Source organism: Thermobispora bispora DSM 43833 (genome assembly GCF_000092645.1).
Taxonomy (GTDB): domain Bacteria; phylum Actinomycetota; class Actinomycetes; order Streptosporangiales; family Streptosporangiaceae; genus Thermobispora; species Thermobispora bispora.
Map to the genome: position 1 here is coordinate 79,400 of NC_014165.1, position 25,786 is coordinate 105,185.

At 70.6% G+C, this 25,786-nt stretch carries 25 protein-coding genes and 1 tRNA gene; 10 read left to right on the forward strand and 16 right to left on the reverse strand.

Annotated features, from left to right (window positions below):
* Window positions 1-120: 120 nt before the first annotated feature.
* From chrA to TBIS_RS00370, 4 genes are all read right to left on the reverse strand, one after another.
* Window positions 121-1,239 carry a chromate efflux transporter gene (gene chrA, locus TBIS_RS00355; protein ID WP_206771187.1) on the reverse strand — a complete coding sequence of 373 codons (1,119 nt, stop codon included), beginning with the start codon at window positions 1,237-1,239 and terminating at the stop codon, window positions 121-123.
* 339 nt (window positions 1,240-1,578) lie between these two features.
* On the reverse strand, window positions 1,579-2,466 hold the full coding sequence (locus tag TBIS_RS00360) for a carbohydrate ABC transporter permease (RefSeq protein ID WP_013130336.1): 888 nt from the start codon (window positions 2,464-2,466) through the stop codon (window positions 1,579-1,581).
* The gene (locus tag TBIS_RS00365) at window positions 2,463-3,389 is read right to left on the reverse strand and encodes a carbohydrate ABC transporter permease (RefSeq protein WP_013130337.1); all 927 of its coding nucleotides are present in this window, start codon (window positions 3,387-3,389) and stop codon (window positions 2,463-2,465) included. The genes TBIS_RS00360 and TBIS_RS00365 overlap by 4 nt, the downstream gene beginning before the upstream one ends.
* Window positions 3,386-4,732 carry an extracellular solute-binding protein gene (locus TBIS_RS00370; protein ID WP_013130338.1) on the reverse strand — a complete coding sequence of 449 codons (1,347 nt, stop codon included), beginning with the start codon at window positions 4,730-4,732 and terminating at the stop codon, window positions 3,386-3,388. The genes TBIS_RS00365 and TBIS_RS00370 overlap by 4 nt, the downstream gene beginning before the upstream one ends.
* 481 nt (window positions 4,733-5,213) lie before the next feature.
* Here TBIS_RS00370 and TBIS_RS00375 point away from each other — a divergent pair, with 481 nt between their 5' ends.
* The 3 genes from TBIS_RS00375 (at window position 5,214) to serS (ending at window position 9,305) form a co-directional block, all read left to right on the forward strand.
* A complete protein-coding gene (locus tag TBIS_RS00375; RefSeq protein ID WP_013130339.1) occupies window positions 5,214-6,581 on the forward strand; it encodes a glycosyltransferase 87 family protein in 1,368 nt (455 codons plus the stop codon).
* A 93-nt stretch (window positions 6,582-6,674) separates the two neighbouring features.
* Entirely contained in the window at window positions 6,675-7,595 is a 921-nt protein-coding gene (gene pheA / locus TBIS_RS00380) for a prephenate dehydratase (protein ID WP_041431014.1), read from the forward strand.
* A gap of 444 nt (window positions 7,596-8,039) precedes the next feature.
* Window positions 8,040-9,305, forward strand: coding sequence for a serine--tRNA ligase (gene serS / locus TBIS_RS00385; protein ID WP_013130341.1), 1,266 nt, complete (start codon window positions 8,040-8,042; stop codon window positions 9,303-9,305).
* Window positions 9,306-9,900: 595 nt separating this feature from the next.
* On the opposite strand, the gene TBIS_RS00390 is transcribed toward serS, so the two are convergent.
* Complete coding sequence (locus TBIS_RS00390) at window positions 9,901-10,104, reverse strand: cold-shock protein (RefSeq protein WP_013130342.1); 204 nt, start codon at window positions 10,102-10,104, stop codon at window positions 9,901-9,903.
* 230 nt (window positions 10,105-10,334) lie between these two features.
* Here TBIS_RS00390 and TBIS_RS00395 point away from each other — a divergent pair, with 230 nt between their 5' ends.
* The gene (locus tag TBIS_RS00395; RefSeq protein ID WP_013130343.1) at window positions 10,335-11,144 is read left to right on the forward strand and encodes an HAD family hydrolase; all 810 of its coding nucleotides are present in this window, start codon (window positions 10,335-10,337) and stop codon (window positions 11,142-11,144) included.
* A 17-nt stretch (window positions 11,145-11,161) separates the two neighbouring features.
* Here TBIS_RS00395 and TBIS_RS00400 read toward each other — a convergent pair whose 3' ends face one another.
* Complete coding sequence (locus tag TBIS_RS00400; RefSeq protein ID WP_013130344.1) at window positions 11,162-11,701, reverse strand: bacterial proteasome activator family protein; 540 nt, start codon at window positions 11,699-11,701, stop codon at window positions 11,162-11,164.
* A gap of 78 nt (window positions 11,702-11,779) precedes the next feature.
* Window positions 11,780-12,742, reverse strand: coding sequence for an NAD(P)H-quinone oxidoreductase (locus TBIS_RS00405; RefSeq protein WP_013130345.1), 963 nt, complete (start codon window positions 12,740-12,742; stop codon window positions 11,780-11,782).
* Window positions 12,743-13,904: 1,162 nt separating this feature from the next.
* Between TBIS_RS00405 and TBIS_RS18795 the strand changes: the two genes are divergently transcribed.
* Together TBIS_RS18795 and TBIS_RS00415 are read left to right on the forward strand one after the other, a co-directional pair.
* Window positions 13,905-15,485, forward strand: a complete 1,581-nt coding sequence (locus tag TBIS_RS18795; protein WP_242384288.1) for a MinD/ParA family ATP-binding protein — start codon at window positions 13,905-13,907, stop codon at window positions 15,483-15,485.
* Between the two features lie 144 nt (window positions 15,486-15,629).
* Window positions 15,630-15,718 (forward strand) — tRNA-Ser (locus TBIS_RS00415).
* A 216-nt stretch (window positions 15,719-15,934) separates the two neighbouring features.
* Here the strand turns inward: TBIS_RS00415 and TBIS_RS00420 are convergent.
* From TBIS_RS00420 to TBIS_RS00445, 7 genes are all read right to left on the reverse strand, one after another.
* A complete protein-coding gene (locus TBIS_RS00420) occupies window positions 15,935-17,305 on the reverse strand; it encodes a tyrosine-type recombinase/integrase (protein ID WP_013130347.1) in 1,371 nt (456 codons plus the stop codon).
* Complete coding sequence (locus TBIS_RS00425) at window positions 17,302-17,493, reverse strand: helix-turn-helix transcriptional regulator (protein WP_013130348.1); 192 nt, start codon at window positions 17,491-17,493, stop codon at window positions 17,302-17,304. The genes TBIS_RS00420 and TBIS_RS00425 overlap by 4 nt, the downstream gene beginning before the upstream one ends.
* Window positions 17,490-18,875 (reverse strand): replication initiator, encoded by a 1,386-nt coding sequence (locus tag TBIS_RS00430; protein ID WP_013130349.1) that lies wholly within the window; start codon window positions 18,873-18,875, stop codon window positions 17,490-17,492. Before TBIS_RS00430 ends, TBIS_RS00425 begins: the two co-directional genes overlap by 4 nt.
* A gap of 229 nt (window positions 18,876-19,104) precedes the next feature.
* Entirely contained in the window at window positions 19,105-19,281 is a 177-nt protein-coding gene (locus TBIS_RS19240; RefSeq protein ID WP_013130351.1) for a hypothetical protein, read from the reverse strand.
* Between the two features lie 14 nt (window positions 19,282-19,295).
* Window positions 19,296-20,027, reverse strand: coding sequence for a DUF2637 domain-containing protein (locus tag TBIS_RS00435; protein ID WP_013130352.1), 732 nt, complete (start codon window positions 20,025-20,027; stop codon window positions 19,296-19,298).
* Window positions 20,028-20,059: 32 nt separating this feature from the next.
* Window positions 20,060-21,427: an FtsK/SpoIIIE domain-containing protein gene (locus TBIS_RS00440; RefSeq protein WP_242384289.1), complete on the reverse strand. Its 1,368-nt coding sequence runs from the start codon at window positions 21,425-21,427 to the stop codon at window positions 20,060-20,062.
* Window positions 21,428-21,441: 14 nt separating this feature from the next.
* Window positions 21,442-21,777: an SCO3933 family regulatory protein gene (locus tag TBIS_RS00445; RefSeq protein ID WP_013130354.1), complete on the reverse strand. Its 336-nt coding sequence runs from the start codon at window positions 21,775-21,777 to the stop codon at window positions 21,442-21,444.
* Between the two features lie 138 nt (window positions 21,778-21,915).
* On the opposite strand from TBIS_RS00445, the gene TBIS_RS17970 reads away from it, so the two are divergent.
* The 3 genes from TBIS_RS17970 to TBIS_RS00460 all read left to right on the forward strand — a co-directional run bounded on the left by TBIS_RS17970 (window position 21,916) and on the right by TBIS_RS00460 (window position 24,222).
* Window positions 21,916-22,296 carry a GntR family transcriptional regulator gene (locus TBIS_RS17970; protein WP_013130355.1) on the forward strand — a complete coding sequence of 127 codons (381 nt, stop codon included), beginning with the start codon at window positions 21,916-21,918 and terminating at the stop codon, window positions 22,294-22,296.
* A 265-nt stretch (window positions 22,297-22,561) separates the two neighbouring features.
* Complete coding sequence (locus TBIS_RS00455) at window positions 22,562-23,599, forward strand: P-loop nucleotide/nucleoside kinase family protein (RefSeq protein ID WP_013130356.1); 1,038 nt, start codon at window positions 22,562-22,564, stop codon at window positions 23,597-23,599.
* Entirely contained in the window at window positions 23,596-24,222 is a 627-nt protein-coding gene (locus TBIS_RS00460; RefSeq protein WP_013130357.1) for a nucleoside/nucleotide kinase family protein, read from the forward strand. Before TBIS_RS00455 ends, TBIS_RS00460 begins: the two co-directional genes overlap by 4 nt.
* A 157-nt stretch (window positions 24,223-24,379) precedes the next feature.
* On the opposite strand, the gene TBIS_RS00465 is transcribed toward TBIS_RS00460, so the two are convergent.
* A complete protein-coding gene (locus TBIS_RS00465; protein WP_013130358.1) occupies window positions 24,380-24,676 on the reverse strand; it encodes a hypothetical protein in 297 nt (98 codons plus the stop codon).
* Between the two features lie 4 nt (window positions 24,677-24,680).
* A complete protein-coding gene (locus tag TBIS_RS00470) occupies window positions 24,681-24,929 on the reverse strand; it encodes a hypothetical protein (RefSeq protein WP_013130359.1) in 249 nt (82 codons plus the stop codon).
* A 111-nt stretch (window positions 24,930-25,040) separates the two neighbouring features.
* On the opposite strand from TBIS_RS00470, the gene TBIS_RS00475 reads away from it, so the two are divergent.
* Window positions 25,041-25,460 carry a GntR family transcriptional regulator gene (locus TBIS_RS00475; protein ID WP_013130360.1) on the forward strand — a complete coding sequence of 140 codons (420 nt, stop codon included), beginning with the start codon at window positions 25,041-25,043 and terminating at the stop codon, window positions 25,458-25,460.
* Window positions 25,461-25,786 lie beyond the last annotated feature (326 nt).

A 25,786-nucleotide genomic window follows, 5' to 3' on the forward strand; every position in this document is an offset into this window, starting at 1 on the left:
GCGGGCGGCCGCAACCCCGCCCACCGGCCGGGACCGTGGCCGGCCCCACGCGCCGGGGGCGGACCTCGGCGGCCAGGGCGGAACACGGACGGCCGGTCGCCCGGGCCGGGGTCCGGCGGGTCAGGTGAGCAGGGCGTGCGCGACGCCGATCAGGGCGCCGCCCGCGATGAGCCAGGCGTGGTGGATCCGGGTCCGCCACAGCAGCCCGAGGGCGGCCACGGCGACGGCGAGCGTGAGCGGGTCCACGACGGCCTGGCGGGCCAGCTCGGCGGAGACCCCGGCCATCAAGGCGAGCGAGGCGGCGTTGACCCCGTCGAGCAGGGCGCCGGTCCAGGCGCGGGACCGCAGCCGGTCCGTGAGCCGGGTGAGCAGCCCGACGAAGACGAACGACGGCAGGAAGATCGCCACCGTGGCGAGGAAGGCCCCGAGCGGGCCGGCGACGAGGTAGCCGACGAAGGTCGCGGTGGTGAACAGCGGGCCCGGGGTGACCTGGCCGATGGCGACGGCGTCGAGCAGCTGCCGCTCGGTGATCCAGCCGAGCCGGTCCACGAAGTCACCGTCGAGGAAGGCGAGCAGCACGTAGCCGCTGCCGTACAGCACCGCGCCGATCTTGAGCATGGTGAGGAAGAGCTGGGCGAGATCGGCGCCGTCGGCGGCGGGGAACCCCGGCCGGGCGGTGAGGAGCAGCGGCGCGCTCACCAGGGCGTGCCGCCCGCCCGGAGACGGCGGATGACGGATCAGATGGGCGAGCCCGGCGACGGCGCCGCCGCCGAACAGCAGCACCAGCTCGTTCACCCCGAGCAGGTAGCCGGCGAGCACGCCGGCCGCCAGCACGCCGAGCCAGACGCCCTTGATGACCGTGCGCACCAGGCCGGCCAGGGCGTGCGCGATGATCGCGACGACCACCGGGGTCACCCCGTACAGCACGCCCGCCACCGCCGGCGTGCCGCCGTACCGGACGTACGCCCAGGCGAGCGCGGTCACGATCAGCGCCGCGGGCAGGATGAAGCACACCCCGGCGGTGATCAGCCCGCGCCAGCGGCCCCGATCGAAGCCGAGGTGGATCGCCAGCTCGGTGGAGTTCGGGCCGGGGATCAGGTTCGTGGCCCCGATGAGGTCGGCGAAGCGCTGGTCGGTGACCCAGCCGCGGCGCCGGACCACCTCGTCGCGCATCATCGCGATGTGCGCGGCCGGCCCGCCGAAGGCGATGGTGCCGAGGCGCAGGAAGACCAGCGCCACTTCCTTGATCGTCCCGTTCCTCCTCCGCATCGCGGCGCGCCGGTGCGCGGGCCGCGGCCGTCTCCGCGGTCCGGCCGTTCGATGGCGGCCGGTCCCCCGGGCCGGGTCCGGCTCGCCCACGCCCTCACCGTAGCCCGGCGCGCCGAACCGGGACCGGCGATCGGCCGGATGCGCCGGGCGCGCACCCGTAAAACGCCATGGCGACCGGCACCATGTTCGGTGGTCACCGGCCGACAGCGGCCAGGCGATGCCTTTGCCACCGATCCGGGCCTGGGGCCGGCACCGGCCGTGATGCCTCGTCGCCGCGCTGCGATGCGCCACTCCCCGCCGGTGACGGGGTCACTTGCCGATGCCCGCGGTCAGCCCGCTGAGCAGCTGGCGGCGGCCCACCGCGTACAGGATCAGGATCGGGAGCGTGGTGAGCACCACCGAGGCGAGCACGGCAGGCACGTTCACGCTGTACTGCCCCTGGAACGTCCACAGCGCCAGCGGCAGCGTGCGCTTGTCCGGGCTCTGGGTGAGGATCAGCGGCAGCAGGAACCCGTTCCAGATCGTCAGCGCGTTGTAGATCGTCACCGTCACCACGGCCGGCCGGGTGAGCGGCAGGGCCAGGCGCCAGAGCATCTTCATCTCACCCGCGCCGTCGATCCGCATCGACTCGAACAGCTCCTTGGGCACGTCGCGGATGAAGTTGGAGAGCACCAGCACCGAGAGCGGGATCGCGAAGGCGATCGACGGCAGGATGAGCGCGGTGAGCGAGTCGTACAGCCGCAGCTTGATGATGATCAGATAGATGGGGATGACGGCCGCCTGCAGCGGGATGGCCAGCCCCATGAGGAAGAGCGAGTTCACCAGCCGGAGGAAGCGGCTGGCCGCGCCGGCCCGGACGATCGCGTACGCCGCCATGAACGAGAACGCGACCGCGGGGACCACCGCGCCGACCGCGACGATGACGCTGTTGCGGAAGTAGCGCGGGAAGTCGGACTCGATCACCAGCCGGTAGTTGTCCAGGACCGGCTCGGTGGGCGGCAGCAGCGGGTTGGTCGCGTAGTAGTTGGCCTGCGTCTTGAAGCTGGTGATCACGATCCAGTAGATCGGCACGATCACCACGAGCAGCCACAGCCAGGCGACCGCGCCGCCGATCCAGTTGGGCCGCTCCCCCACGCCCTGGCGGCGCGACCGGGGGCGGGAGGCGGTTCTCGGGGCGGGCTTGCTCGTCGCGATCATGAGGCCCCTTCGAGCTGGCTGGCACCCGGGTCCCGGCCGCCGATCCGGCGCAGCAGCAGCGCCAGGACCAGGCCCAACAGGACGAGGACGACGGCGATCGCGCTGGCCGGCCCCATGAGGTTGGCCTGGAAGCCGCGCTTGTACATCTCCAGGGCGAGCACCCGGGTGGCGTCACCCGGCCCGCCCTCGGTCAGCACGAAGATCAGGTCGAAGAACGTCAGCGAGCCGACGACCATGAGCGTGGACGAGGTGATGATCGTGTACTTGAGCTGCGGCAGCGTGATGCTGAAGAACTTCCGGATCCGGCCCGCCCCGTCGATCTCGGCCGCCTCGTACAGGGAGCGCGGGATCTGCCGCACGCCGCCCTGGTAGATCAGCGCGTGGAACGGGATGAACTGCCAGGACACCGTGAAGATCACCACGCCGAAGGCGAGCACGGGCTCGCCGAGCCAGTCCTGCACGAGCAGGTCGACGCCGAGCCCGGCGCCGAGCCCGAAGTTCGGGTCGAGCAGCGCCTTGTAGGTGATGGCGATCGCCGCCGAGCTGAGCAGCAGCGGGATGAAGTACAGCACGGCCAGCACCTCGCGGTAGCGCTGGTGCCCGGCGAGGAACACCCCGATGAGGATGCTGGCCGGCGTCTGCACCAGCCAGGAGAACGCCATCACCAGGAAGGTCACCCACAGCGCGTGCGGCAGGCCGGGGTCGGTGAGCACCTCCCGCCAGCTCGTCAGCCCCGTCCACCGGATCTCGCCCAGCCCGTCCCAGGACGTGAAGCTGAGCGCCAGGACCCCGATCAGCGGGACCACGCCGAAGGCGACGAACACCGCGAGGGCCGGCAGTGCGAGCCAGCCGAGGCCGCCGCCGGCCGATCCCCGGCCGGCGGCGGCCTGCGGCGTCAGGGTGGAGCGCGCGATCCTGCTCACTTGCCGATGACCGCGTTCATGTTGTCCACGAACTGCTGCGGCGAGATCGACAGCTGGAACAGCTTGGCGATGTTGTCCAGCAGCACCTCGGCCGCGGTGGGGCTGAGCGCCTGGTCCCAGGACTGAGCGAACGACTTGGCGTTGCTCGCGATGCCGTACACGAAGTTGAGGAACTCGGCGTCCTTGGAGTTCGCGAAGAACTTGTCGACGCCCTTGACGATCGGCACGCCGCCGGTCTCGACCCAGCCCTTCTGCTCCTCCTCGTCGAGCACGCCGGTGGCGAAGAACTTCTTGGCGATCTCCTTCTGCTCGGGGGTCGCCGCGGAGGAGATCGACAGGTACTGGCCGGGGTTGCCCACCGTGTTGCTCGGGTCGCCCTTGCCCCCTTCGACCGGCGGGAAGTTCATGAAGCCGAGCGCGCCGCTGGAGACGAAGTCACCGCCTTCGGCCGCCTGGATGCCGTACGACCAGCTCCCGTGGAGCATCATCGCGGCCTTGCCGGTGTACAGCAGCGCCTGGTCGGCGTTGGAGTCCGCGGTGATCGAGGAGAAGCCCTTGACGAACCCGCCCGCCTTGATGAGCTCCTGGATCTTGGTGAGGGCATCGAGAGCCGCCGGGTGCGACCAGGCGTCCTTCTCGCCGTCGAACACCGCCTGGAACACCTCGGGGCCGCCGATCCGGTCGAAGAGGAACTCCAGCCACATCATGCTGGTCCACCGGGACTGCCCGCCGAGGGAGAACGGGGCGATGCCGTGGGCGTTGAACTTCGGCACCAGCGCCATGATGTCGCCCCACGACTGCGGCGGCTCCACGCCGACCTTCTCGAAGACCCGCTTGTTGTAGAAGAGGACGATCGGCTGCACCGTCTCGCACGGCATCGCGTAGATCCGGCCGTCGATCGTCGCCGCGCCGAACGAGGACGGGAAGAGCCGGTCCTTGACCTCGGGGTGCTCCTCGAACCAGGAGGTGAGGTCCTCCACCTGGCCCGCCTGCACGTAGCTGCGGAGCGTCCCGCCGCCCCAGCCCCAGATGATGGTCGGGGCCTGGCCCGCGCCGATGGCCGTCTTGATCTTCGTCTTGTAGGCGTCGTTCTGGAAGGTGGTCGGCTCGATCTGCCCGCCCGGGTTGGCCTTGTTGAACCGCTCGACGGCGCCCATGCGCACGCCCTCCTGCGGCTGGCCCGACAGGAACCAGTAGGTGGCCTTGGCACCGCCCCCTCCGCCACCCGGGCTGCTGCCCGTCCCGGTGGGGCCGGAGGTGCCGCAGGCGGCCAAGGTAGCGCCGAGCGGAAGGCCGATGGAGAGGCCGAGGAACGAACGGCGGGTGAAGGTCCTGGACTCCACGCTGGTCTCCGTACGTGTGTGCCGGGTCCGGTCCGGTGTGGTGCGGCGGAAGTGACCGGCGGTGGCGGCCGCGGCACCTCGCCGCCACCGGCCGATCCTCCGCGGGTCAGCAGGCGAAACATTTCGGCGTGCTGCCGTGTGGCACGCAATCTAGGTAGTGGCGGCAGCGCTGTCAAGGGTCTGCAATCTTTGTCTAGATCCCGGTCTGGGGGCGGGGAAAGCGCTGATCATTCGGTGCTGATCAGGCATTTCGCCATGGGAGAAGCCCTCTGGATGCCGGTCTTGCGGGTCCCGAAAAGCAGCCGAAAATTTTCGCCAGGGACGGCCGTATCCGCGCAGGCCCCGGCCGTACCGGGCCGCGCCCGGACCGTCCGGCCACGGGGCGTGCGCGGCCGGTGGGCCGCCCCGCGAAACCCGGTGAAAGATTCACGGCCCGGCCGCCCGTCCCGCGCCGGCCGCCACGGCGGTAACCTCCCTGCTCGTGACCGACGGCGACAAGACCAGGGTGCGGCCGCCCGCCTGGGCGTGGGCGCTCGCCCTGGTGGTCATCGCGGCGGCGACCGCGCCTCTCATCCACCACTGGCTCACCAACCCCGAGGACCAGCGCCTGGTGGATTTGGAGGTCTACCGCGCGGGCGGGGCCGCGCTCCTGCTCGGCCGGCCGCTCTACGAGGTGATCACCCCGGCGCCGCAGCTGCTGCCGTTCACCTACCCGCCGATCGCGGCCATGCTCGCCATGCCGTTCGCGATGCTGCCCTGGGCGGTCGCCCAGTGGGTGTGGACCCTCGGCATCGTCGCCGTGCTCGCCGTCACCGTCGCGGTTTGCTTCCGGCCCCTGGTCGCCGCGGCCACCGCGGCCCCGGCCGGGCCCCCGTGGTGGCGCCGGCTCATGCGGAGCGGGGCGGCCGTACCCCTGCTCATCGCGCTGCTCACCGCCGCGTGCGCCTACCTCATGCCGATCCGCGACCAGTTCCGGTTCGGGCAGGTCGGCGTGTTCCTCATGGCGCTGTGCGTGCTCGACTGCACGGTGCGCCGGCCGTGGTGGCCGCGCGGCATGCTCATCGGCCTCGCCACCGCGATCAAGCTCACCCCCGGGGTCTTCCTCATCTACCTCGCGATCACCGGCTTCCCCCGGCGGGACGGCGACCCCGAGCAGCGCCGGGCCCTCTACATGGCGGTGTTCACCGCGGCCCTGCTCACCCTGCTGCCGTTCCTGCTCGTCTTCGACGACGCCCGGGACTACTGGTTCCGCGCCCTGCTCGACTCCGGCCGCGTCGGCGCCAACAACGCCACCACCAACCAGTCGCTGCGCGGCATGCTGCTCCGGCTGTACTGGCCCGCCCCGCTCACCACCGCGCTCTGGCTCGCCGCCGTCGCCGTGATCGGCTGGTACGGCTTCCGCCGGGCCCGCCGCGCCTACCGCGCCGGAGACCCCATGACCGGGATCGCGCTCACCGGGCTCATGGCCGTGCTGCTCTCCCCGGTGGCGTGGATCCACCACCTCGCCTGGCTGGTCGTGGCGCTCGCCGCGCTCGCCGGGACCGGCCGCGACCCGCGCCGGCTGCTCGCCGCCGCGGCCGTCTGGCTCTACTTCACGGTGCCCATCCCCTGGTGGGGCGTGTCGATCAAGGCGCTGGAGATCCCGGTGCTCAGCCCGGTGGTCGGCAAGCTCGTGCAGAACGGGTTCGGCCTCGGCGCCGTCGCCCTCGTCTGGGTGCTCGGCTCCGGCGTGCTCGACCGGCCGGCGCGCCGCCCCGCCGTACGCCCAAAGGCCCGGACGGAGGCCGCCGGGGAGAACGGGCCCGTGGGCACGGTCGAGGGCGGGGACCGGCGCAAGGCGGGGCGGTGAGGGCTGTCCGCAGCGGTAAAGGCTGTCCGCGGCGGAAGTATGGAGTGGACGGACCGGACACCCTCCACTCACCAGCTCAGATACCCTTTCCCCATGGCGAAGCTCGCATATCTGGGGCCTCAGGGGACATTCTGTGAAGCCGCCCTGCGCCGCCTGCAGCCGGACGCCGAACGCATGCCCTGCCCCAACGTGGGCGCCGCGCTCGACGCGGTACGCAACGGCGAGGCCGACGGGGCCGTTGTCCCCATGGAGAACTCGGTGGAAGGCGCGATCACCGAGACCCTCGACGAGCTCGCCTGGGGGGCGCCGCTGCTCATCACCGGGGAGTACCTGCTGCCGGTCGAGTTCTCCCTCCTGGCCCGGCCGGGGACCGAACTCGGGCAGATCAAGCGCATCCTCACCCACCCCGCCGCGCACACCCAGTGCCGCGGGTTCATCGAGAAGGAGCTCCCCGGCGCCGTCGTGATCGCCGCGTCGTCCACCGCGGCGGCCGCGCAGGAGGTCGCGTCCCCCGCCTCGCCGTACGACGCCGCGATCAGCCCGGCGATCGCCGGCGAGTACTACGGCCTGGTCGAGCTCGCCAGCAACATCGGCGACCGGAAGGACACCGTGACCCGGTTCGTCCAGGTGAGCCCGCCCGGCCGGCTGCCCGAGCCCACCGGCGCCGACCGCACCTCGCTCGTCGCCTTCCTCCGCGACGACCACCCGGGCGCCCTCCTGGAGATGCTGAGCGAGTTCGCGGTGCGCGGGGTCAACCTCTCCCGCATCGAGTCCCGGCCCACCGGTGACGGCATCGGCCGGTACTTCTTCCACTTCGACTGTGAGGGCCACATCGCCGACGCCCGGGTCGGCGAGGCGATCTCCGGCCTGTACCGGCTCTGCTCCGGGGTGCGCTTCCTCGGCAGCTACCCGCGGGCCGACCGGGTCGCTCCGAAGATCAAGCCCGGCACCACCGACACCGACTTCGAGACGGCCGCGGAATGGCTCGCCCGCATCCGCGCCGGCCAGGTGTGAGGCCCGCGGCCCGGATGTGAGCCCCGCGCCGGGGTGTGAGCTCCCCGGCCCCGGGATGAGGTCTGCGGTCTGGGTGTGTTTCACGGCCTTGGTGCGCGGCCGCGGCCCGGGCTCGCGGGTCGCGGCCGGAGTGTGTGGGTCGCAGCCGGAGTGTGCGGGGCGCGGCCCGGGGTCGCGGGCAGCGCGGCGCACGCGCGGGGATCGGCGCACTGAGGGGATGCCGTCGGCGGCGAGCTCCGGCAGTTGCGCACGCGCGGGGCTCGGGCTCAGGTTCGTGGATCTTCGCGCGACCCGGTGCGCGGCTCGCCGGGGAACGTCACTCGGGAGTGCGGTTCTTCACGCGGGCCGAGGATCTCCGACCGGGCGCGGCCGGTTGGATCACGGCCCGGTGACCCTTTCCACGGGTGACGGCGTGGGCCGTACGGCTCCGGTAGCCTTTGATCCGTGATTGACCTGCGTACCCTTCGCGAGGACCCGGACAGACTGCGGGCGTCGCAGCGCGCTCGCGGCGAGGACGAAACGGTCGTCGACCGGCTGCTCTCGCTCGACGAGCGCCGCCGCACCGCGCTCACCCGTTTCGAGTCGCTCCGTGCCGAGCAGAAGCGGCTCGGCAAGTCGGTGTCGCGGGCCTCGGGGGACGAACGGCAGGCGCTGCTCGATCGGGCCAAGGAGCTCGCCGCGGAGGTGAAGGCCGCCGAGGCCGAGGCGGAGGCGCTCGGTCAAGAGCTCGACGAGCTGCTCATGACCGTGCCGAACATCGTCGAGGAGGGCGCGCCCCAGGGCGGCGAGGACGACTTCGTCGTGCTGGAGCACGTCGGCGAGCCGCCCACCTTCGACTTCACGCCCCGCGACCACGTCGAGCTCGGCGAACTCCTCGGCGCCATCGACATCGACCGGGGCGCCAAGGTCTCGGGGGCCCGGTTCTACTACCTGACCGGCGCAGGCGCGCGGCTCGTGCACGGCCTGCTCACCATGGCCATGCACCAGGCCATCGAGGCCGGCTTCACCCCGGTGATCCCGCCGGTGCTGGTGAAGCCCGAGGCGATGGCGGGAACCGGCTTCCTCGGCGCGCACTCGGCCGAGGTCTACCGGCTCGAGGCCGACGACCTCTACCTGGTCGGCACCAGCGAGGTCTCCCTCGCCGCCTACCACGCCGACGAGATCCTCGACGCCGCCGCGCTGCCGCTGCGCTACGCCGGCTGGTCGTCGTGCTTCCGGCGCGAGGCCGGGTCGTACGGCAAGGACACCCGGGGCATCATCCGCGTCCACCAGTTCGACAAAGTGGAGATGTTCTCCTTCTGCCGGCCCGAGGACGCCCACGAGGAGCACCTCCGGCTGCTCGGCTGGCAGAAGCAGATGCTCGACAAGATCGAGGTTCCGTACCGGGTCGTGGACATCGCGACCGGCGACCTCGGCACCTCGGCGGCGCGGAAGTACGACTGCGAGGCCTGGCTGCCGTCCCAGGGCCGGTACCGGGAGCTCACCTCCACGTCGAACTGCACGGACTTCCAGGCCCGGCGGCTGCGCGTCCGCTACCGCGACGAGGACGGCACCACCCGGCACGTGGCCACCCTCAACGGGACCCTGGCCACCACCCGGTGGATCGTCGCCATCCTAGAGAACCACCAGCAGCGCGACGGCTCGGTCGTGGTGCCCAAGGCCCTGCGCCCGTACGTGGGGCTCGACGTGCTCGAGCCGGTCTCCCGCTGACCAGGGCGCTCGTCCGCTGACCCGGTCGGCCCCTGCGGTTCCGCTGACCGGCCGGGTTGATCGGCCGCCGGGCGCCGATCGGCCGGGTGGCCATCCTCCCGGCCGTACCGGGAGGTTCACCTCACGCGCCCTGCTCCGCCGGCGGCCGGCCCTGCTCCGCCGGCGGCCGGGATGCTCCGCTGACCGGGGAATGAGCCGGTGGCGTGGTCGCCGCGCCGGGGCGCAGCTTGGGTGCGGATGAGGTCGTGCGCCGATGGCGGCCCGCTGCCCTGGGGAACCGCCCGCGCGGTGCCGTGCGGCCAGGCGCGCGGTGGTCATATGCGGAGGGCCGTCCCGGCCGGGGCGTCGTTCCGGGGCGTCGCCCGTCGCCGCAGCGGTGCGTCGCGTTCACGCGATACGCCGGCGGCCGGCCGGAGCGTACGCGGAGCCCTGCGGCCGGTGCCATCCTCCGGTCGTCCCGCTCGACCGCCGTGGCATGGGCTTTCCTATGCCCAGCTTTGGCTGTCCCTCGGTGGCGGGCCCGCCGCGGGCGGTGAACACGCGAAGAGGCGGCACCCGCTGATCGCGGATCCCGCCTCATCTGGCTGTTGCGAGGTCAGATGCCCCGGACGTTCGACGCCTGCGGGCCCTTCGGGCTGGAGACGATGTCGAACTCTACGCGCTGGCCGTCCTCGAGGTTGCGGTAGCCGCTCCCGATGATCGCCGAGAAGTGCACGAAGACGTCCGGCTCGCCGCCGTCAGGGGCGATGAAGCCGAAGCCCTTGTCGGGGTTGAACCACTTGACGGTCCCCTGAGCCATTCGATTCTCCTTGTGAAACTGGATTTCTGGGGACCACACCGCGCGGACCCCGGTGTCGTACAGCTCCCCGGGGTGGTGCACAGTAACACTGGTTCACTACGGGAACAGCTAATACAACTCACTGATTAAAACACGGAACCGGCCCGGGATGTTCCACCCGGCGCCGATTCCCCGGGCGGCGACCCCGTGAGGCCGGGGTACGGCCGCGGTGGGGCACACTGGTACCTGCCATGACCCTCCCCCGCCTCGTCGCCACCGACCTCGACGGGACGGCGCTGCGCTCGGACGGCACCATCTCCGCCCGGACGGCCGCCGCCTTCGCCCGCGTCGAGAAGGCCGGTGCCACGCTCGTCTTCGTCACCGGCCGCCCGCCCCGCTGGATGCACGAGGTCGCGGGAGCCGTACGCCATCACGGGCTCGCGATCTGCGCCAACGGCGCGATCACCTACGACCTGCACAACGAGGAGGTCGTCGAGGCGCACCTGATCGAGCCCGGCATCCTCGAGGAGTGCGTCCACCGGCTGCGGACCCACCTGCCCGAGCTGCGGTTCTCCGCCGAGTACGAGAACCACTTCGGGTACGAGCCCGGCTTCCGGATCGGCGTCCTCGACTCCCGGCACAACGCGGGGGCGCAGCTGAAGCTCTCCACGCTCACCAGCCGGCCGTGCGCCAAGCTGCTCGCCCAGCACCCGTACCTGCCCTCGGACGAGCTGTACCGGCGGACGCTCGACCTCGTCGGCGACCTGGTGACCCCGACGTACTCGAGCGATTCGGAGACGCGGGCGCTGATCGAGATGAGCGCGCACGGGGTGACCAAGGCGACCGCGCTCGCCGCGTTCGCCGCCGGGCACGGGATCGACGCCGCCGAGGTGGTGGCGTTCGGCGACATGCCGAACGACGTGCCCATGCTCACCTGGGCGGGCAGGTCGTACGCGGTCGCCAACGCGCACCCCGAGGTGTTGGCCGCCGTCGACCACGTCACGGCGGCCAACAACGAGGACGGGGTGGCCCTGGTGCTGGAGGAGCTGTTCCCCGAGTGAGCCCGCGAAGGTAGCCGTCAGAGGTAGGGACCGCCGCCGCCCCGGTGGTGGTCCTCCTGGTGGGACTGCTGCTGGTGCGTCCCACCACCCGGGAGCGCACGCCGCATCTGCTCGAGCTGGGCGCGAGCGGCCATCTGCTGCGCGAAGAGCGTGGTCTGAATGCCGTGGAAGAGGCCCTCCAGCCAGCCGACGAGCTGAGCGTGCGCGATGCGGAGCTCGGCCTCGGTCGGCGGGGAGTCGGGGTCGTCGCTGAACGGCAGCGAGAGCCGCTCCAGCTCCTCCACCAGCTCGGGCGCGAGCCCTTCCTGCAGCTCCTTGATCGAGCTCTCGTGGATCTCCTTGAGGCGCTTACGGCTCGCCTCGTCGAGGGGAGCGGCGCGGACCTCCTCCAGCAGCTGGCGGATCATGCTGCCGATCCGCATCACCTTGGCAGGCTGCTCGACCATGTCCGCGACGGACCGCTCTTCCCGCTCACTTTGGCGGCTGTCGCCGCCGGCGACCGACATGCCCTGCGGTCCGACGACGACGATCTGGGGGGCACCCTCGTCTGCACTCATTGATCGTTTACACTCCCGACTGGCTTCGCTGGCTCGGGCCCTGGATCACGAATTCCGGCTCACGAATTCCAAATTAGCTCACCGCACCAGCAGGATCTTTCCGACATGCTCACTCGCTTCAAGCATGCGGTGGGCGCGTGCCGCCTCCTGCAGCGGGACCTCCGCGTGCACCACCGGGCGGATCCTGCCGGCGCCGATCAACGGCCATACGTGCTCCACCACCTCACGGCAGATCACGGCCTTCTCCGCCACCGGGCGGGCCCGCAGGCCGCTGGCGTGCACCGATGCGCGCTTGGCGAGCAGCGTGCCGAGGTTCAGCTCGCCCCTGGTGCCGCCCTGGAGCCCGATGACGACGAGCCGGCCGCCGGTGGCGAGGGCCGCGATGTTCCGCGGGAGATATGCGGCCCCGATTATGTCGAGAATCACATCGGCCTGGCCCGCGAATCGCTCGGCGAAATCCTCCACCCGGTAGTTGACGCCGTCGTCCGCGCCGAGCTCGAAACAGCGCTGCAGTTTCTCCGCCGACCCGGCGGTCACCAGCACCCGGGCGCCCCGGGCCTTGGCGAGCTGGATCGCGAACGTGCCGATGCCGCTCCCGCCGCCGTGGACCAGCAGGGTCTCGCCCTCCCGCAGCCCGGCGGTCATGAACACGTTCGACCAGACCGTGCAGGCGACCTCGGGGAACGCCGCCGCCTCGGTGAGCGAGACACCGTCCGGGATCGGCATCACCTGCTGGTACGGCACGGCCACCCGCTCCGCGTAGCCGCCGCCGGCGAGCAGGGCGCAGACCCGGTCGCCGACCGAGAACCCCTCGACGTTCTCCCCGATCTCCGCGATCACGCCCGAGCATTCCAGCCCGGGAATCTCCGAGGCGCCCGGTGGCGGCGGATAAAGGCCCTGCCGCTGCAGCACGTCGGCCCGGTTCACCGCCGACGCGGCGACCTCGATGACGACCTCACCCGGGGCGGGGTGCGGATCCGGCATTTCCTGCCAGGTCAATACCTCCGGGCCCCCGTGTTCCGGAATCACGATCGCGCGCATGGGTCTTAACGTAGCGCGCACCGAACCTGGCGGTTGACCGCATTCACCGCATTCCGCCACGCTAATCTGCTCGGTGATTGCTGACCGATAACCCGTCCCGAGGGGGTACCCGGTGGCGAGGCGAGATCGTGAAGATCCCCATCTCGAAGACCAGCTCGCGTGGTTAGACGCGATCAAGGAAATGCCGGACGAGGTGGAGATCACGATCACCTCCCCTTTCTCCGCGCCTGCCCCGTCCCCTCAGGACACCCAGGAAATCGCCTCGCCGTACCCGAAAGATCCTTGGCAGTTCGTCCCTAAAGACCCGCTTTCCGGGTCGCTGTTCCGCGGCACCGCCGATACCCCGTACGGCACGGTACCGGCAAGCGGCGAGGCCCGTGAGGGCACCGCGGAGAGCGGCATTCCGGGTGCGGCGGACCGTGCGGGCGCCGGCGGTGCGGCCCCGGCCGGGGAACCGGTTCCGGGCCCCGGGCCGGGCGGTGATGCGGGGTATCCGGATGCGGGTGTGGGCAGCGCCCTCGGGCCTGCCGCCGGCGGTGCGGCCGGCCTTGCTTCCGGCCCCGTGGCGGGCTCTGTTTCGGGCCCGGCGGCCGGTCCTGCTTCCGGTCCCGCGGCCGGTCCTGCTTCGGGCCCGGCGGCCGGCGCGGAGAGCGCGACGCCGCCTCGGGCCGGCGCGCCCGCGGGTGACCCGGCGACCGGGCCGGTCACCGGGCTGTCCGGGGACCGTGTGCTCGGTGAGCCGGGCGGCGCGGCGGTCCCGAGCGGCTCCGCGGCTGAGCAGCGGCATGAGCGAGGCGCTGAACCCGGTGATCCGGCCGGATCGGTGGACGAGGGCTCGCCGGGCGGTACGGCGGAGCGCGGCGCTGACGCGCTGAGCGGTCCGCTGAGCGGGGCCGCGGCCGGCCCGGGCGCCGGGCCGTTGAGCGATGAGGCCGGCGGCGCCGGTGGGACGGGCACCGGTGACACCGGGATCGGAACCGGCGGCACCGACCGGACGGGCACCGGGGGTACCGAGTGGACCGGCGGCGGAACCGGCGTCCGCGGCGGCGCTGAGCAGATCGGCACCGGAATCGGTGCCGGCCGTGACGCTGATCAGATCGGCGCCGGGACCGGGGTCGGCGGTGGTGCCGATCCGATCGGTGCCGGTGGCACGGATGAGCCAGTGTCCGGGGCGCGGTCGCTGCTCGACGCCGCCCTGCCGTTGCCGCCGAAGCCTCCCGAGCGGTCCTTCTCCTGGTTCAGCGGCCCGGTGCAGCCTGCCGAGGAGGGCGGCCGGCGCGAGCCCGGCCAGGAGCGGAAGGATGAGCCCGTGACGGGGGCGGCGGAGGGTCTGGCGGTGCCGCGGGACGGCGGCGCCCCCGGTGCTGCGCCTGCTCCGGCCGGGGCAGCAGGGGTGGAGCAGACCGCGGAGCCAGTTTCGGCGGACGAGCCGACCCGGGCCTGGTTCACCTCCGGCACCTTCGCCGAGACCATGCCGGTCGAACCTCCGGCCGAGGCCGCCTCCGGCTCGGCGGGCACCCCGGCGGAGTTCCCGGCGGCCGCGCCCGCCATGCCGCCGATCACCGGGCCCGGCACGCCGCCCGCCACCGGGACGGTGGGAAGCTCGGTGGGCTCCGATGGTCCCGGCGTGAGTCAGCCGTCCTCGTCGGTCCCGCCGGGCGACCCCGCCGAGCCGTATGCCCCGGGTGCGCAGACCGGGGCCGCCGCCGAGCGGGAGCCGTACCAGACTGGGCGGCGCGCGGCCTCCTCCGGCGTGCCGCTTTCCGGGAGCGGCCGGCCGAGCGCGGAGAGCCTCGACCCGGACACCCTGCTCAAGGGCCGGAAGAAGGGCCCGAGCCGCGGGTGGCGCCGGGCGGTGTACACGATGTCCGGCGGGCTGATCAACCCGGGTGAGCCACCGGACGTCCGGCGGCGCCATGAGCTCATCGCCCGTGCCCGCACCCCCGTCGCCGGTGGGCACCATCGCGTCGCCGTGCTCAGCCTGAAGGGCGGGGTCGGCAAGACCACCACGACCGTCGGGCTCGGCGCCACGCTCGCGCAGGTGCGCGGCGACCGGGTGATCGCCGTCGACGCCAACCCCGACCGCGGCACGCTCTCCGACAAGGTCGAGCTGGAGACCTCGGCGACCGTGCGGGACCTGCTGAACGAGCGGGCACAGGTGAAGAGGTATGCCGACATCCGGGCGTTCACCTCGCAGACCCCGTCGCGGCTGGAGATCCTCGCCTCCGACCGGGACCCCTCGGTGTCCGAGGCGTTCAGCGGGGAGGACTACCAGGCCGTCGCCGAGGTGCTGGAGAACTTCTACTCGATCTGCATCACCGACTGCGGCACCGGCCTGCTGCACTCGGCCATGTCCGGGGTGCTCCGGCTCGCCGACCAGATCGTGCTGGTGAGCTCGCCGTCCGTCGACGGGGCGAGGGCGGCGTCGGCGACCCTGGACTGGCTGGAGGCCCACGGGTACGGCGATCTGGTGCGGGCCGCCACGGTGGTGCTCTGCAACGTGCGGCCGCGGTCCAAGTCGAAGGTGGATCTCAAGAAGCTGCAGGAGCACTTCGCCGCGCGGTGCCGGGCCGTCGTCCGCGTGCCGTACGACCCGCACCTGGAGGAAGGGGCGGAGATCGACCTGGAGCGGTTGCAGCAGGCGACGCGGGATGCCTACCTTGAACTCGCCGCCTGTGTGGGCGACGGCTTCGCCGGTCCGCGGTCGCAGCGCGGCCTCTCCCCGGCCCTGCAGCCGTCGTGACCGGTGAGTATGAGACGGATCGTCCTGGTGAGCCCGGAGGTTACGGGTTTGCGGATGGGATGAGTCCGGATTATGGTCGCGGCACCGCCGGTGTGGTGCCACACTATGGTGCGTGGAACGCCCCTCACGGGCGGTACGTGTCAAGGAGAGCTCGCCTAGTGGACGATGGCGGCGGTCTTGAAAACCGCTAGGCCGGGTGACCGGCCTCGTGGGTTCGAATCCCACGCTCTCCGCTCTGCTCAACGAAACGGCGTCTGACCAGCGGTTTCGCACCGGTCAGGCGCCGTTGATCGTTTCCGGGGCATGCAGCCATGCGCCACCGTGGGCACCCCTCGGCCGCTGGTCGCGGGATATTCGCGGGATGGATCATGGCGTGTATCCCCAGGTCACCCGGCGGAAACGAACAGGGTCCCGGGATGACCGGGACCCTGTTCCGATATCGCATGCCCTCACATTCTCAGGGCGTCCTCGATCCTTTGGCTGGCGATCTCTGCGCCGCCGTCGATGCACTTGGCGTAGACCCTCAAAAGCACGTCCACCCCGTGCCCCGCGCGTTCGGCTACCTCTGGAGCTGATACGCCGGCGTTGAGCCATAGGGAGACGGCTGCGTGCCGTAGGTCGTAGGGCCGTGCCGCGAGCGGGGAGGCGACCTGTTCCGGGGGCAGGGCCAAGATCCTGGCCTGTTGCCATGCCTCGCAATAGGTCGCGATGGAGACCACACCGCCCCGCGATGTGCGGAACAGGCGCCCGTCATCATGGACGCCGAACTCGTCGACGTGCTCGCGCAAGATTGCGACAAGCTCGGGAGGGATGGGGACAGTGCGGCCTTCACCCTGGGCGCGGTGTTTCAGACCGCGGTCATCGTGCGCTTCTCCGGTGTCAGTCCATCGCCTGTTGGCCTGTGGCTTGGACCTGGAGATGATCAATCGACCCCAGCCTGACTCTGGCAGATGGCAGTCCTGTAGGCGGAGGCCGAGTGCTTCGGCGGGCCGAAGGCCGGCGAAGTAAAGGCAGGCGAAAAAGGCCCGCAGATGCCGGCCACGGTCCGGACGTCCTACGTACGTCACGGCGGTGAGCAGTTCCCGGGCTTGCGTGGGGTTGACGACGACCCGCCGGTCGACGACCTCGCGGACTTTCGGAGGTCTCCACGCCTTCACCTTGTCCAGCGGGTTAGAGGGCAGCTCTTCTAGATCCACGGCGTACTGAAGGACGTTGTAGAAGACCGCCCGTTTGCGGGCGATCGTGGTCGGTGCCGCGGGTGTGCCATCGAGCCGGAGCGTCAGCGCGTCGAGGCCAAGCCGTACATTCCGCACCTTCCCCAGCTCGGCCAGGGGCAGCGAGTGCCGTTCAAGCCAAGCCACTGCAGCCGCTACGTCTGCGGGACGGGGCAGGTGCCGCGCTACCGGGGGTAGGACATATTGCCGCAGCGCTTTCCTCAAGAGCGCGAGATCCGGCTTGCCGGGAGCGTCCTCGTCGACGAGTGCAGGTGTCACCGTTGCGAGAGCATCGGTGAGGCTGTCCCGGGTCTTCGCTGCGGCGTGGGGCCATTTCATGTCAACGTAGGCCACGACGAAGGAGAACCAGGTCACGGCCTGCTTGACCTTGACCATCGAGACCGGGAGCCCTGTTTCCACGTCGAAGGGCTCGCCCCGCTTGGCCGCCTGCCGCAGTTCCGAGAGGAAGTGCTCGGCCAGCGCCTTCGTCCGCCGTGATCGAGACCGTTGACGCCCGGCCACTGTCCAGCGGACCTCGTATGAGGGCGTCTTGCTCGACTTGTTCCGGCGGATTCCCCAGAACTTGACATCGGTAGAGGTGTTCATGCCACCTCGCGGAGGGACTCCAGCCAGGCCATCAGGTCGCTGCGCCAGATGCGGAGTTCGCCGTTGGGGAGTTTGATGCACCGGGGTGCGCAGCCGAGCTCGCGCCAGCGGTAGAAGGTGCGGCGGGAGACGCCGCCGAGCTCGGCGAGTACCTCGGGCACGGTCAGGAGCCGGTCGTTGCGCGTCATCGGGCATCACCCCCCACCGCTGACGGCATAGGCACGCCCGTGATGGCGGCGGCGAGGAGGGCGTCCCCGGCGGAGAGGCCTTGGCCGGCGTACTGCCAGTGCGCGATGACGAGGACGGTGTCCTCGTCGAAGAGCGGGAGCCGTCCCACGCTGATCTGCTCGTCGCGCTTGTGCGCGGCCCGCGCCTCGCGGAGGGCACCGAGGGTGGTGGAGTAGCGGCGGGACTTGGTGGCAAAGTGGCCGCGGAATCCGAGCATGTGCGCCCACTGGGTCAGCCGGAGGCAGGCCAGCTCATCGAGGGCGCCGAGGCGGAGGCATTCGGCGATCAGCCGCCGGGCGTGGTCGCGGACCGGCAGGGCGGCCAAATCGGCGGTGGGCAGGATGCGCTGGTCGAGGGTGCCGACGCATTCGGCGGCCTTGGTGGCGTACTTGGTGGCGTACTTGGCGATGTAACCGGCGACGGCTTGTGCGGTCAGCTCGCCGTCCATGCTGATCGGGCGGATGTCGAGCTGGTCGCCCCACCGCAGAACCCGTTCGGGCTGGCCGTCGAGGGCGGGGATGGTGGCGGTGACGGCGGAGGCGGCGTGCCGTACGGCCTCACCGAGCAGGTCCAGGGTGGCCCACGCGGGGGGTGGTGAGGTGGGGCCGTCCGGACCGTCGAGGCGGATGACGGCGTGGAAGTGGACGACGCCGCGCCGCTGGTATTCGGCGACCTTGGCGAAGGACACCATGAGCTGGTCGCGCATGGCGCGCGGGGCAAGGCCGCCGAGCTTTGCCAGGTGCCGGCGGAGGGCCAGGGTGAAGCGCCGCCACAGTTCGGGGGCGAGGGCGTTGAACAGCACTGAGCCGGTGTAGTCGTAGCAGTCCGGGCACAGCGGCTCACCAAGGCGCGCATCGTCGGAGCCGTGGCGGGCGGTGCAGGACATGACGCGCCCGTGCGGGCAGGTGGCGGCGTCGCGGCGCGGGTGGCAGGGCAGGACGGTGCCGTTGTTCTCCCGGCGGGTGTGCACCGGCCCGAAGGACGGGGCGGTGAGGGTGACGAACAGGCACGGGTGCGACGTGACCGTTTCGGGGACGCCTTTGCCGCCGATGAGTCCGGCGCGGATTAGGTGGTAGGTGTCGGCGCGGTAGGTCTCGGCGCAGGAAGGGCAGCGGGAGGCGCGCCGGGTCTTGCACGGGACGCGCAGCACGCCGTCGGGTTCGGTGCTGGTGCTGTAGCGGTGGAGGAGCCGGCCGGTGGCGCGGTCGTAGTGCTCGACGGTGCCGCGCAGGTGGACCGGCCGGCGGCAGCCGCCGGTACGGCGGATTTGGGCGGCCCACCGGGCGTATTGCGGGTCGTGGAGCCGGGTGATGAGTCCGGCCAGGGCGTGGGCGGTTGGCATGATGGGGTGGTCCCTTCCGTGCTGTTGGGTGCGGTGTGGGATGGCCCCCGACGTGACGGACGTCTTGGCGGATGTGTGGTCACGTCGGGGGCGCTGCGATCACCAGGGGTCGGCAGTCAGCAGAGGCCGAGGCCCTGGCAGTGCGGGCAGGTGTCGCCGTAGCTATCGAGGCCAGTGCCGCCGCAGTGGCAGCACTGCCACCGCCGAGGCGGGATCAGGGCGAGTTCGGTCATCGGGCCCACCTGCATTCGGCGCGCTGGGGGGCGGTGTCGACGATGACGCGCCAGGTGTGCGGGCGTCGGCGGATCGGGGTGATGGGCGAGATTCGGCCGACCGGCAGGATCGTGCGGATCTTGCTGAGGGTGTAGGCGATTTCGGCGTTGGTTCCTTCGATGTGGATGCGCATGGTCGTGACTCCTTTCATGGGGCGTCGGGTGTGCTGCGCAGGGTGCGCAGCAGGTCGGAGGCGAGCTGGTTGGACACGCCCAGGTGGGCGCGGAGCTGGTCGCGGGTGATGGGTTTGCCGTGCTTGGCGCGGTGTTCGTCGGCCACGCGCCGGGCGAAGTCGACCAGCGCCGGGGACGGTCCCCGAGTGCCGTCCTTGCCGTGCTGACCGGCCCGGACGAGCGCCGGGGCCGGGGACGATGTGCCACCGGTCGGGGACGACGCCTCACTGGTCGGGGACGAGGCCGGGACGGTCGCGGACCCGGGGTCGGTGACCGGTGAGGACGCCGGGACGGCGGAGGGGACGAGGCGTGGACCAGAGGCGCGGCGCTCCAGCATGGAGACCGCGATGAGGAAGGCCCCGGCGGGGGTTCCGGCGGTCAGCCGGCCCCACAGGGTCGGTTCGGCCTGGTGGAGGTTTGCGGCCAGGGACAGGGCGATGCCGGCGACGAGGACGATGGTCGGCCAGGAGACCAGGCCGCGCTGGGTGCGTCCGGTTTTCTTGTCCCGCTGGCGTTCCCGGGCGGCCATGACGCAGGTCAGGTCGACGCAGACGGCCACGGCCCAGGACATCCACCCGGTTTGGCCGCTTTCTGCGGCGGTGTCGCGGATGTGGGTGAAGCTGCCTGCTCCGGCGATGGCGGCCAGGACGACGACCGGGCCGGTGTCGGCCAGCCGTACGGCCAGGCGGGACAAGATGCTGTTCACGTAGGGTTTCCCTCCTTTCTGCGGTGGTGTGGTCAGGCGGCGATCTGGGGGTTTTCGCTCGCGGGGGCAAGGTCGTGGCCGAGGCCGGAGGTGGCGACCTGCGCCCATGAGGGGGTGAGGTGGGCGTAGGCGGTGGCGACCTGTTCGGCCACTGCGGTGGAGACGTAGCCGGAGCGGGCGCGGTACCAGCGGCCGTCGCTGCCGGTCACGACCGCGACGCCGGGCAGCTCGGGCGGGATGGACCGGGCGGCGACCAGGGCGTCGGGGTCGAGGTCGCCGAGGGTCATCACCGCGGTTTCCGGATCGTTGACGCGGTGGCAGACCCTGCCGCCGATCTGGGCGCGCAGCGCGGTCACGCCGGGGCCGAGGTCGGAGCCGATTCGCTGGCCGGACAGCACCAGGTGTATGCCGAAGGCGCGGCCGAGCTGGGCGATCCGCAGCAGGGCGGTAGCCGTACGGGTGACCTGGTCTTTTTCCGCCTTGTCGGCGGTCAGGAACAGTTCGGCGATCTCGTCGACCATCACCACGACCGGGATCGGCCGTGAGGCGTCCGGCAGTTGCCAGATGTCGCGGACCGCAAGCCAGCGGCAGGCCAGCATCCGGGCGCCCATGACCCCGATCAGGTCGGCCAGAAGATCCAGGCACTCCCCGCGTGTGGTGGCGAGCGCGGTCAACCTCGGCGTGTACGGCGACAGCTCCACCCCGCCTTTGAGGTCGAAGCCGACCAGGGCGACCGGTTGCGGGGCCAGGCCGACGATGAGCGCGTTGATCAGGTTCGACTTGCCCGATTGGGTCGCGCCCGCGTTCATCCAGTGCGGGATGAGCCGGAAATCCATCCGCCACGGGGCGCCGGTCTCCAGCACCCCCACCACCGGGCGGAGCAGGTCCTCGGCCCGCCACCCGTCCGGAGGCTCAACCGGAGCGACGGCGGGGATGACGTGTGCCAAAGGGTCGCGGTTGATCCCCTGCAGGGTGACCCGGCCGGGCCGGGAGCCGACCACGCGCACCGCCTCGATGCGCCAGGCGTGCGCGAGCCGGTCGCATACCTTGGCGTAGTCCTCGGGGATCTGCCCGTCGAGCAGGTGGAAGGTGACGCGGAAGCCGTGCCGCGTGGGCCGGGGCAGGCCCATCCACGGCTTGGTGTCGACGGCGACCCGTTGAAGGCGCCGCTTGACGCGGACTACCCCGGTCGAGGAGACCAGGCCCGGCACGGTGGTGAACCACCAGCGGTTGCGCTTTTTGGTCAGACCGCAGCCGGAGGCCACGTGCCGCCAGGACCAGCGCAGCCATACTGCTTTGCACGGGAAGCCGAACAGGTACCAGTACGAGACCGGCGCCCACTGCCGCCAGCAGACCAGCACGAGCACCAAGGCAACGGCGAGCAGAACGGGCCGAGGCACAGGCGGCAAGGGCATCAGCCCACCCCCGCTCCGGCCGACCCCGCCGGAATGATGGACCGCGCTCGGTAGGCGATGCCCCACCTGCCGGCCTGCTCCCAGATGGAGGCGGCCAGACCGACCGGGACCACCTCGTCCCCCGGAGCGATCTGCGGTTCGGGGGTGACGTAGACCTTGACCAGCTCCATTCGGCCGGCTTCGTCCTCGACCAGGAGCGTGACCTCGTAGATCGGGTTGCCGTCGCGGTCCCGCTTGATCTCGCCGGTCTCCTTGCTTACCAGGCGGGGCCGGGGTGCCTTCGCGCACGAGATGCGCAGCATGGAGACATCGACGGGGATGGGAATGGTGCGCATGATCGACTCCTTTCTGACGCGTACCACTTGGCATCCATGGTGTTCTTAGCATTCCAAGTTGTCAAGGACTGCTAGGGCTACTTGGTTGGCGCGAGGGCCGAGGTGTGCTGAACTTGTATGCGGAGAGGGAGACAAAGGATGATCGAGAAGACCGGTCGGCCTGCTTACATGCAGATCGCCGACGAGCTACGCCGGCAGATCCGCAGCGGGTCGCTGCCGCCGGGTACGGCTCTGCCCTCGATCACCCAGCTCTGCCGCCGCTACGACGTCTCGGCGAGCGTCGTCAAAGCCGCGATCAGCGTGCTCCGCACCGAAGGGCTGATCGTCGGACAGCAAGGAAAAGGCGTGTTCGTCCGCGACCCAGGAAGCGCGGCCGGGCGGGAGGTCGCCGAGACTTCGGAGATCATGGAGCAGCTCGTCGAGATCCGCGCCACGCTCCGGGATCTGAGGGAGCGGGTGGCTGATCTTGAGTCCGCAGTCTTCCAAGAGCCGAAGCGATCTGGTGAACGCGGCAAGTGATCTCTTCGAGTTCGGCGCGGATCGACTGCAGGTCAGCGATGATCCGCCGGGTGATTTCGTCGTTTATGTTCACGACGCTCCTTGATGAGGCGATTCGGTGCTTCCTCACTTCGGGATACCGCTAGTTCACCGTGATCCGGGCCTTTTCTGTATCACGCACCCTTAACTAAGCTTCTTCACACCGTCTCATCATCGGTTTACACGAACGTTTTCACACGCACGACCCCGAGCCCCGCCCTGAAAAGGGCAAACGCGAAAGGATGCGATGAAGTCGACCCAGCGGCCCGGCTGGATACCCTCCCGGCTTCGGGAACACCGTGAAGCGCACGGACTGACCCTTGAGGCTGCGGGTGATCTGCTTCGGGAGACGGCGCGCCGTCATGGCTTGGCCGTGCCGGCAGCCAACTTCCAAACCCTGTGGGGTCACGAGAACGGCTCGATATACCCCGGACCGCATTACCGGCGCGCCTACTGCCTGATGTATCGCGCCACCGAGCCCCAGCTTGGATTTCGGCCGCCCTTACCCGGCGAAACGGAAAAGGCGGAAATTATGATTTCCGATCTGCCCGCTCCCAGCGATCCCGCGGCCGATGAGGCCGCCGCTAAGGTCATCGAGGAGGCGGTGGCCAAGGCATCCGTGGGCGGCATCCAGCCCGACAACCCACAGCAAGTCGCCTTGCGCAACCGCATCGTCGACGCCTGGCGCAGGCGGCACGGCGGCGGCAGCCCGAGGCCGATCCTGACCCTGGTCGGCGGCTACGCCGGATCGGGCAAGACGGAGTTCTCCCGCTTCCTGTCCGACATCACCGGATGGGCGTTCCTGGACAAGGACTCCCTCACCCGGTCGATGACGGAGCGCCTGCTCGTCTCGCTCGGTGGCGATCCTAACGACCGGCACAGTGAGCTGTACCTGACGGAGGTCCGCCCGCTGGAGTACCGGTTCCTGATGGAAGCCGCATGGGACAACCTCAACGCGGGCACCTCGGCCATCTTGTCCGCCCCGTTCATCGCCGAGCTCAACGATGAGGCGTGGTTCAAGCGGTTGGAGAACCGGTGCGCGGCCAAGGGCATCGACCTCGCCGCGATCTGGGTTCGCTGCGATGCCGAGTCCATGCGCGAGTACATCGAGTTCCGAGGGGCCGCCCGAGACGCCTGGAAGCTCGCCAACTGGGAGACATACCTTGCGGGGCTCGATCTCGAGGAAAGCCCGCCCACGGTGCACATCACCGTGGACAACCGGCTGGGTTCGGCGATCACCCTTGCCGACCAGACTCGACAGACGCTCAAGCGGATTCTGTCGTGAGCGCCCCGCCCGTCGGTGTTGGTTTGTACGGCCCGCCCTGCAGCGGCAAGAGCACCATCACCACCGCCCTGCACCAGCTCGACCCCCGATTCCGGCTGCTGCGCAAACTCAAGGTCGGCACCGGCCGAGCCGACGAGTACGACATGGTCACCGCCGAGCAGCTCGACCAGCTGCGCCGCGCCGGCCGCCTTCTGGTCCAGACCTACCGCTACGGGAACATCTACGCCGTCGACCGGCGCCAGATCGAGGACATGAGCTCCGCCGGGCACGCGCCGGTCGTGCATATGGGGAACATCGCCGACTTGCGTCGTCTGGTCGGCCGTACCCCGGACGCATGGCTGCGCGTGCTGCTGTGGGTGCCCCGCGAGGTGACCGAGCGGCGATCCAAAGACCGCGGTGACACCGACACTGCCGAGCGCCTGAGGGCATGGGATGAGACCCTTGCCGACCTGACCGCCAACACCGACGAGGCGTTCTTTCACCTGCGGCTGTGCACCGATCGCCTGGACGCCGAGGCCGCCGCGAAGGAGATCATCACCGCCTTCCACGCGCTCACGAAGGCGGCTGAGCCTCGTACAGCGGGAGGCCGCCAGGAAGACGCGCCGGCACGCCGCAAGGAATGAGATCCGTACGCCACCAGGTGCCGCACCCGACACACCGGGCACCACTCGGAATGTCCTCACCGGGCGGAGACCAGCAGACCTCATGATGAGCGCACCTCGCCACGGCCGCCCCTCGAGCACTGACGGCGCGCCGGATGCTGGGGAAGCCCTTCCCTGGTCATCGTGCTTGCCCTAGAAGGATCTTCATCCACAGCTGTTCTGCCTCGGCGGCGCGAGTCCATTCGCTCTCGTGCACCAGCACCTCGTCTGAGCGGTAGAAACGCCGGATGAACCGCAAGCCGCCAGCCTGGCACAGCTCATAGACGATCGGCTGACAGTCGCAGGTGTGACCGCGGACCCGGATGCGGTCGGCACGCGGCCGGCTCTCGCGCCACTTCACCCGCGTGTAGCCCTTCTGCGGCGCCGCCGGATGAAGGCCGGGACAGCTTTCAAGAAGCTCCGCAAGGTCATCCACCCGGTCACCTCGGCCGGCCCTTCGCCCCCTGCTCAGCGGCCAGCCGCGCGGCGATCTTCGCCTGTCTCTCCAGCTCGACCACCAGGGCGGATGCGTCGTCACCGCACACCGTCTGTTCCAGCCCGGCGTTCAACTGCTCGTAGCTCAGCGACGTGCCGCGTCGCGTGGCGTACCAAGCCCCTGGACCGGCTTCACTCGCGCCGCGCCAGATCACCCAGCCCGGGTACTTGGCTGCTATCTGCTCAAGATCCATTCAGCTACCCGATCCATCCCATCAAGCAGACGCCATACCTGAGGTCAATGTAGCTAAATACGTACATACGCGCAATCGGATGCACCTATGCTGCTACGTAGCTTCGGCGCTATGACGATCGATCCCAGCGCCGACCGCCCGGTCTACAAGCAGCTCGCCGACCTGATCCGGGCGCGCATCCAGTCGGGGGAGTACCGCCCCGGTCAGCGCCTCCCAGCCGAGAACGATTTCGTCGCCGAGTACGGCATTTCGCGTGACTCGGTGCGCCGTGCCATGGCCGTACTGAGGGGAGAGGGATTGATCGTGACGGAACTGCGCGGCTCACGCGTCCGCGAGGTCGGGGAGGCCGTCACCGTCTCGATTTCACCGGGTACTCAGGTCGCCGCCCGCATGCCCACCGAGCCCGAGCGCAAGCAACTCGGGATTGCCGAAGGCGTCCCCATCCTGATCATCACCGAGCCGGACGGTGAGACCCGCAAGCTCCCTGCAGACCGCACCATCATCGAGGCGAGCAAAGAACAGCAGGGTTAAGACGGCGGCAGGAGCCCTCGAAAGCCTCCAGCGTCACCCACCCGGTACCACAAGGAGCGCGCGAAACCGCATTCGTCTACGTCACTCCGCCAAGCCGAGCCTAGCCGCAGCGCGGAGCCTGCCGGATGAGAACTTTCTCTACGTCGTCAAGCCGCCGCTTCGCGGCGGGAAAAGGACCCGCGGCACCCGAGAGAACGGGGAAGAGCTCAGCGCGGTCCGATGCGCCACTCAAACCCACGGTCGGCCAACTGCACGCGCCGAGCTGAGCCACCCTTGGGCCGCGAGCCCCGCCTTCGGCGGGCGTGCGGCCTCTCCGGGCCGAACCC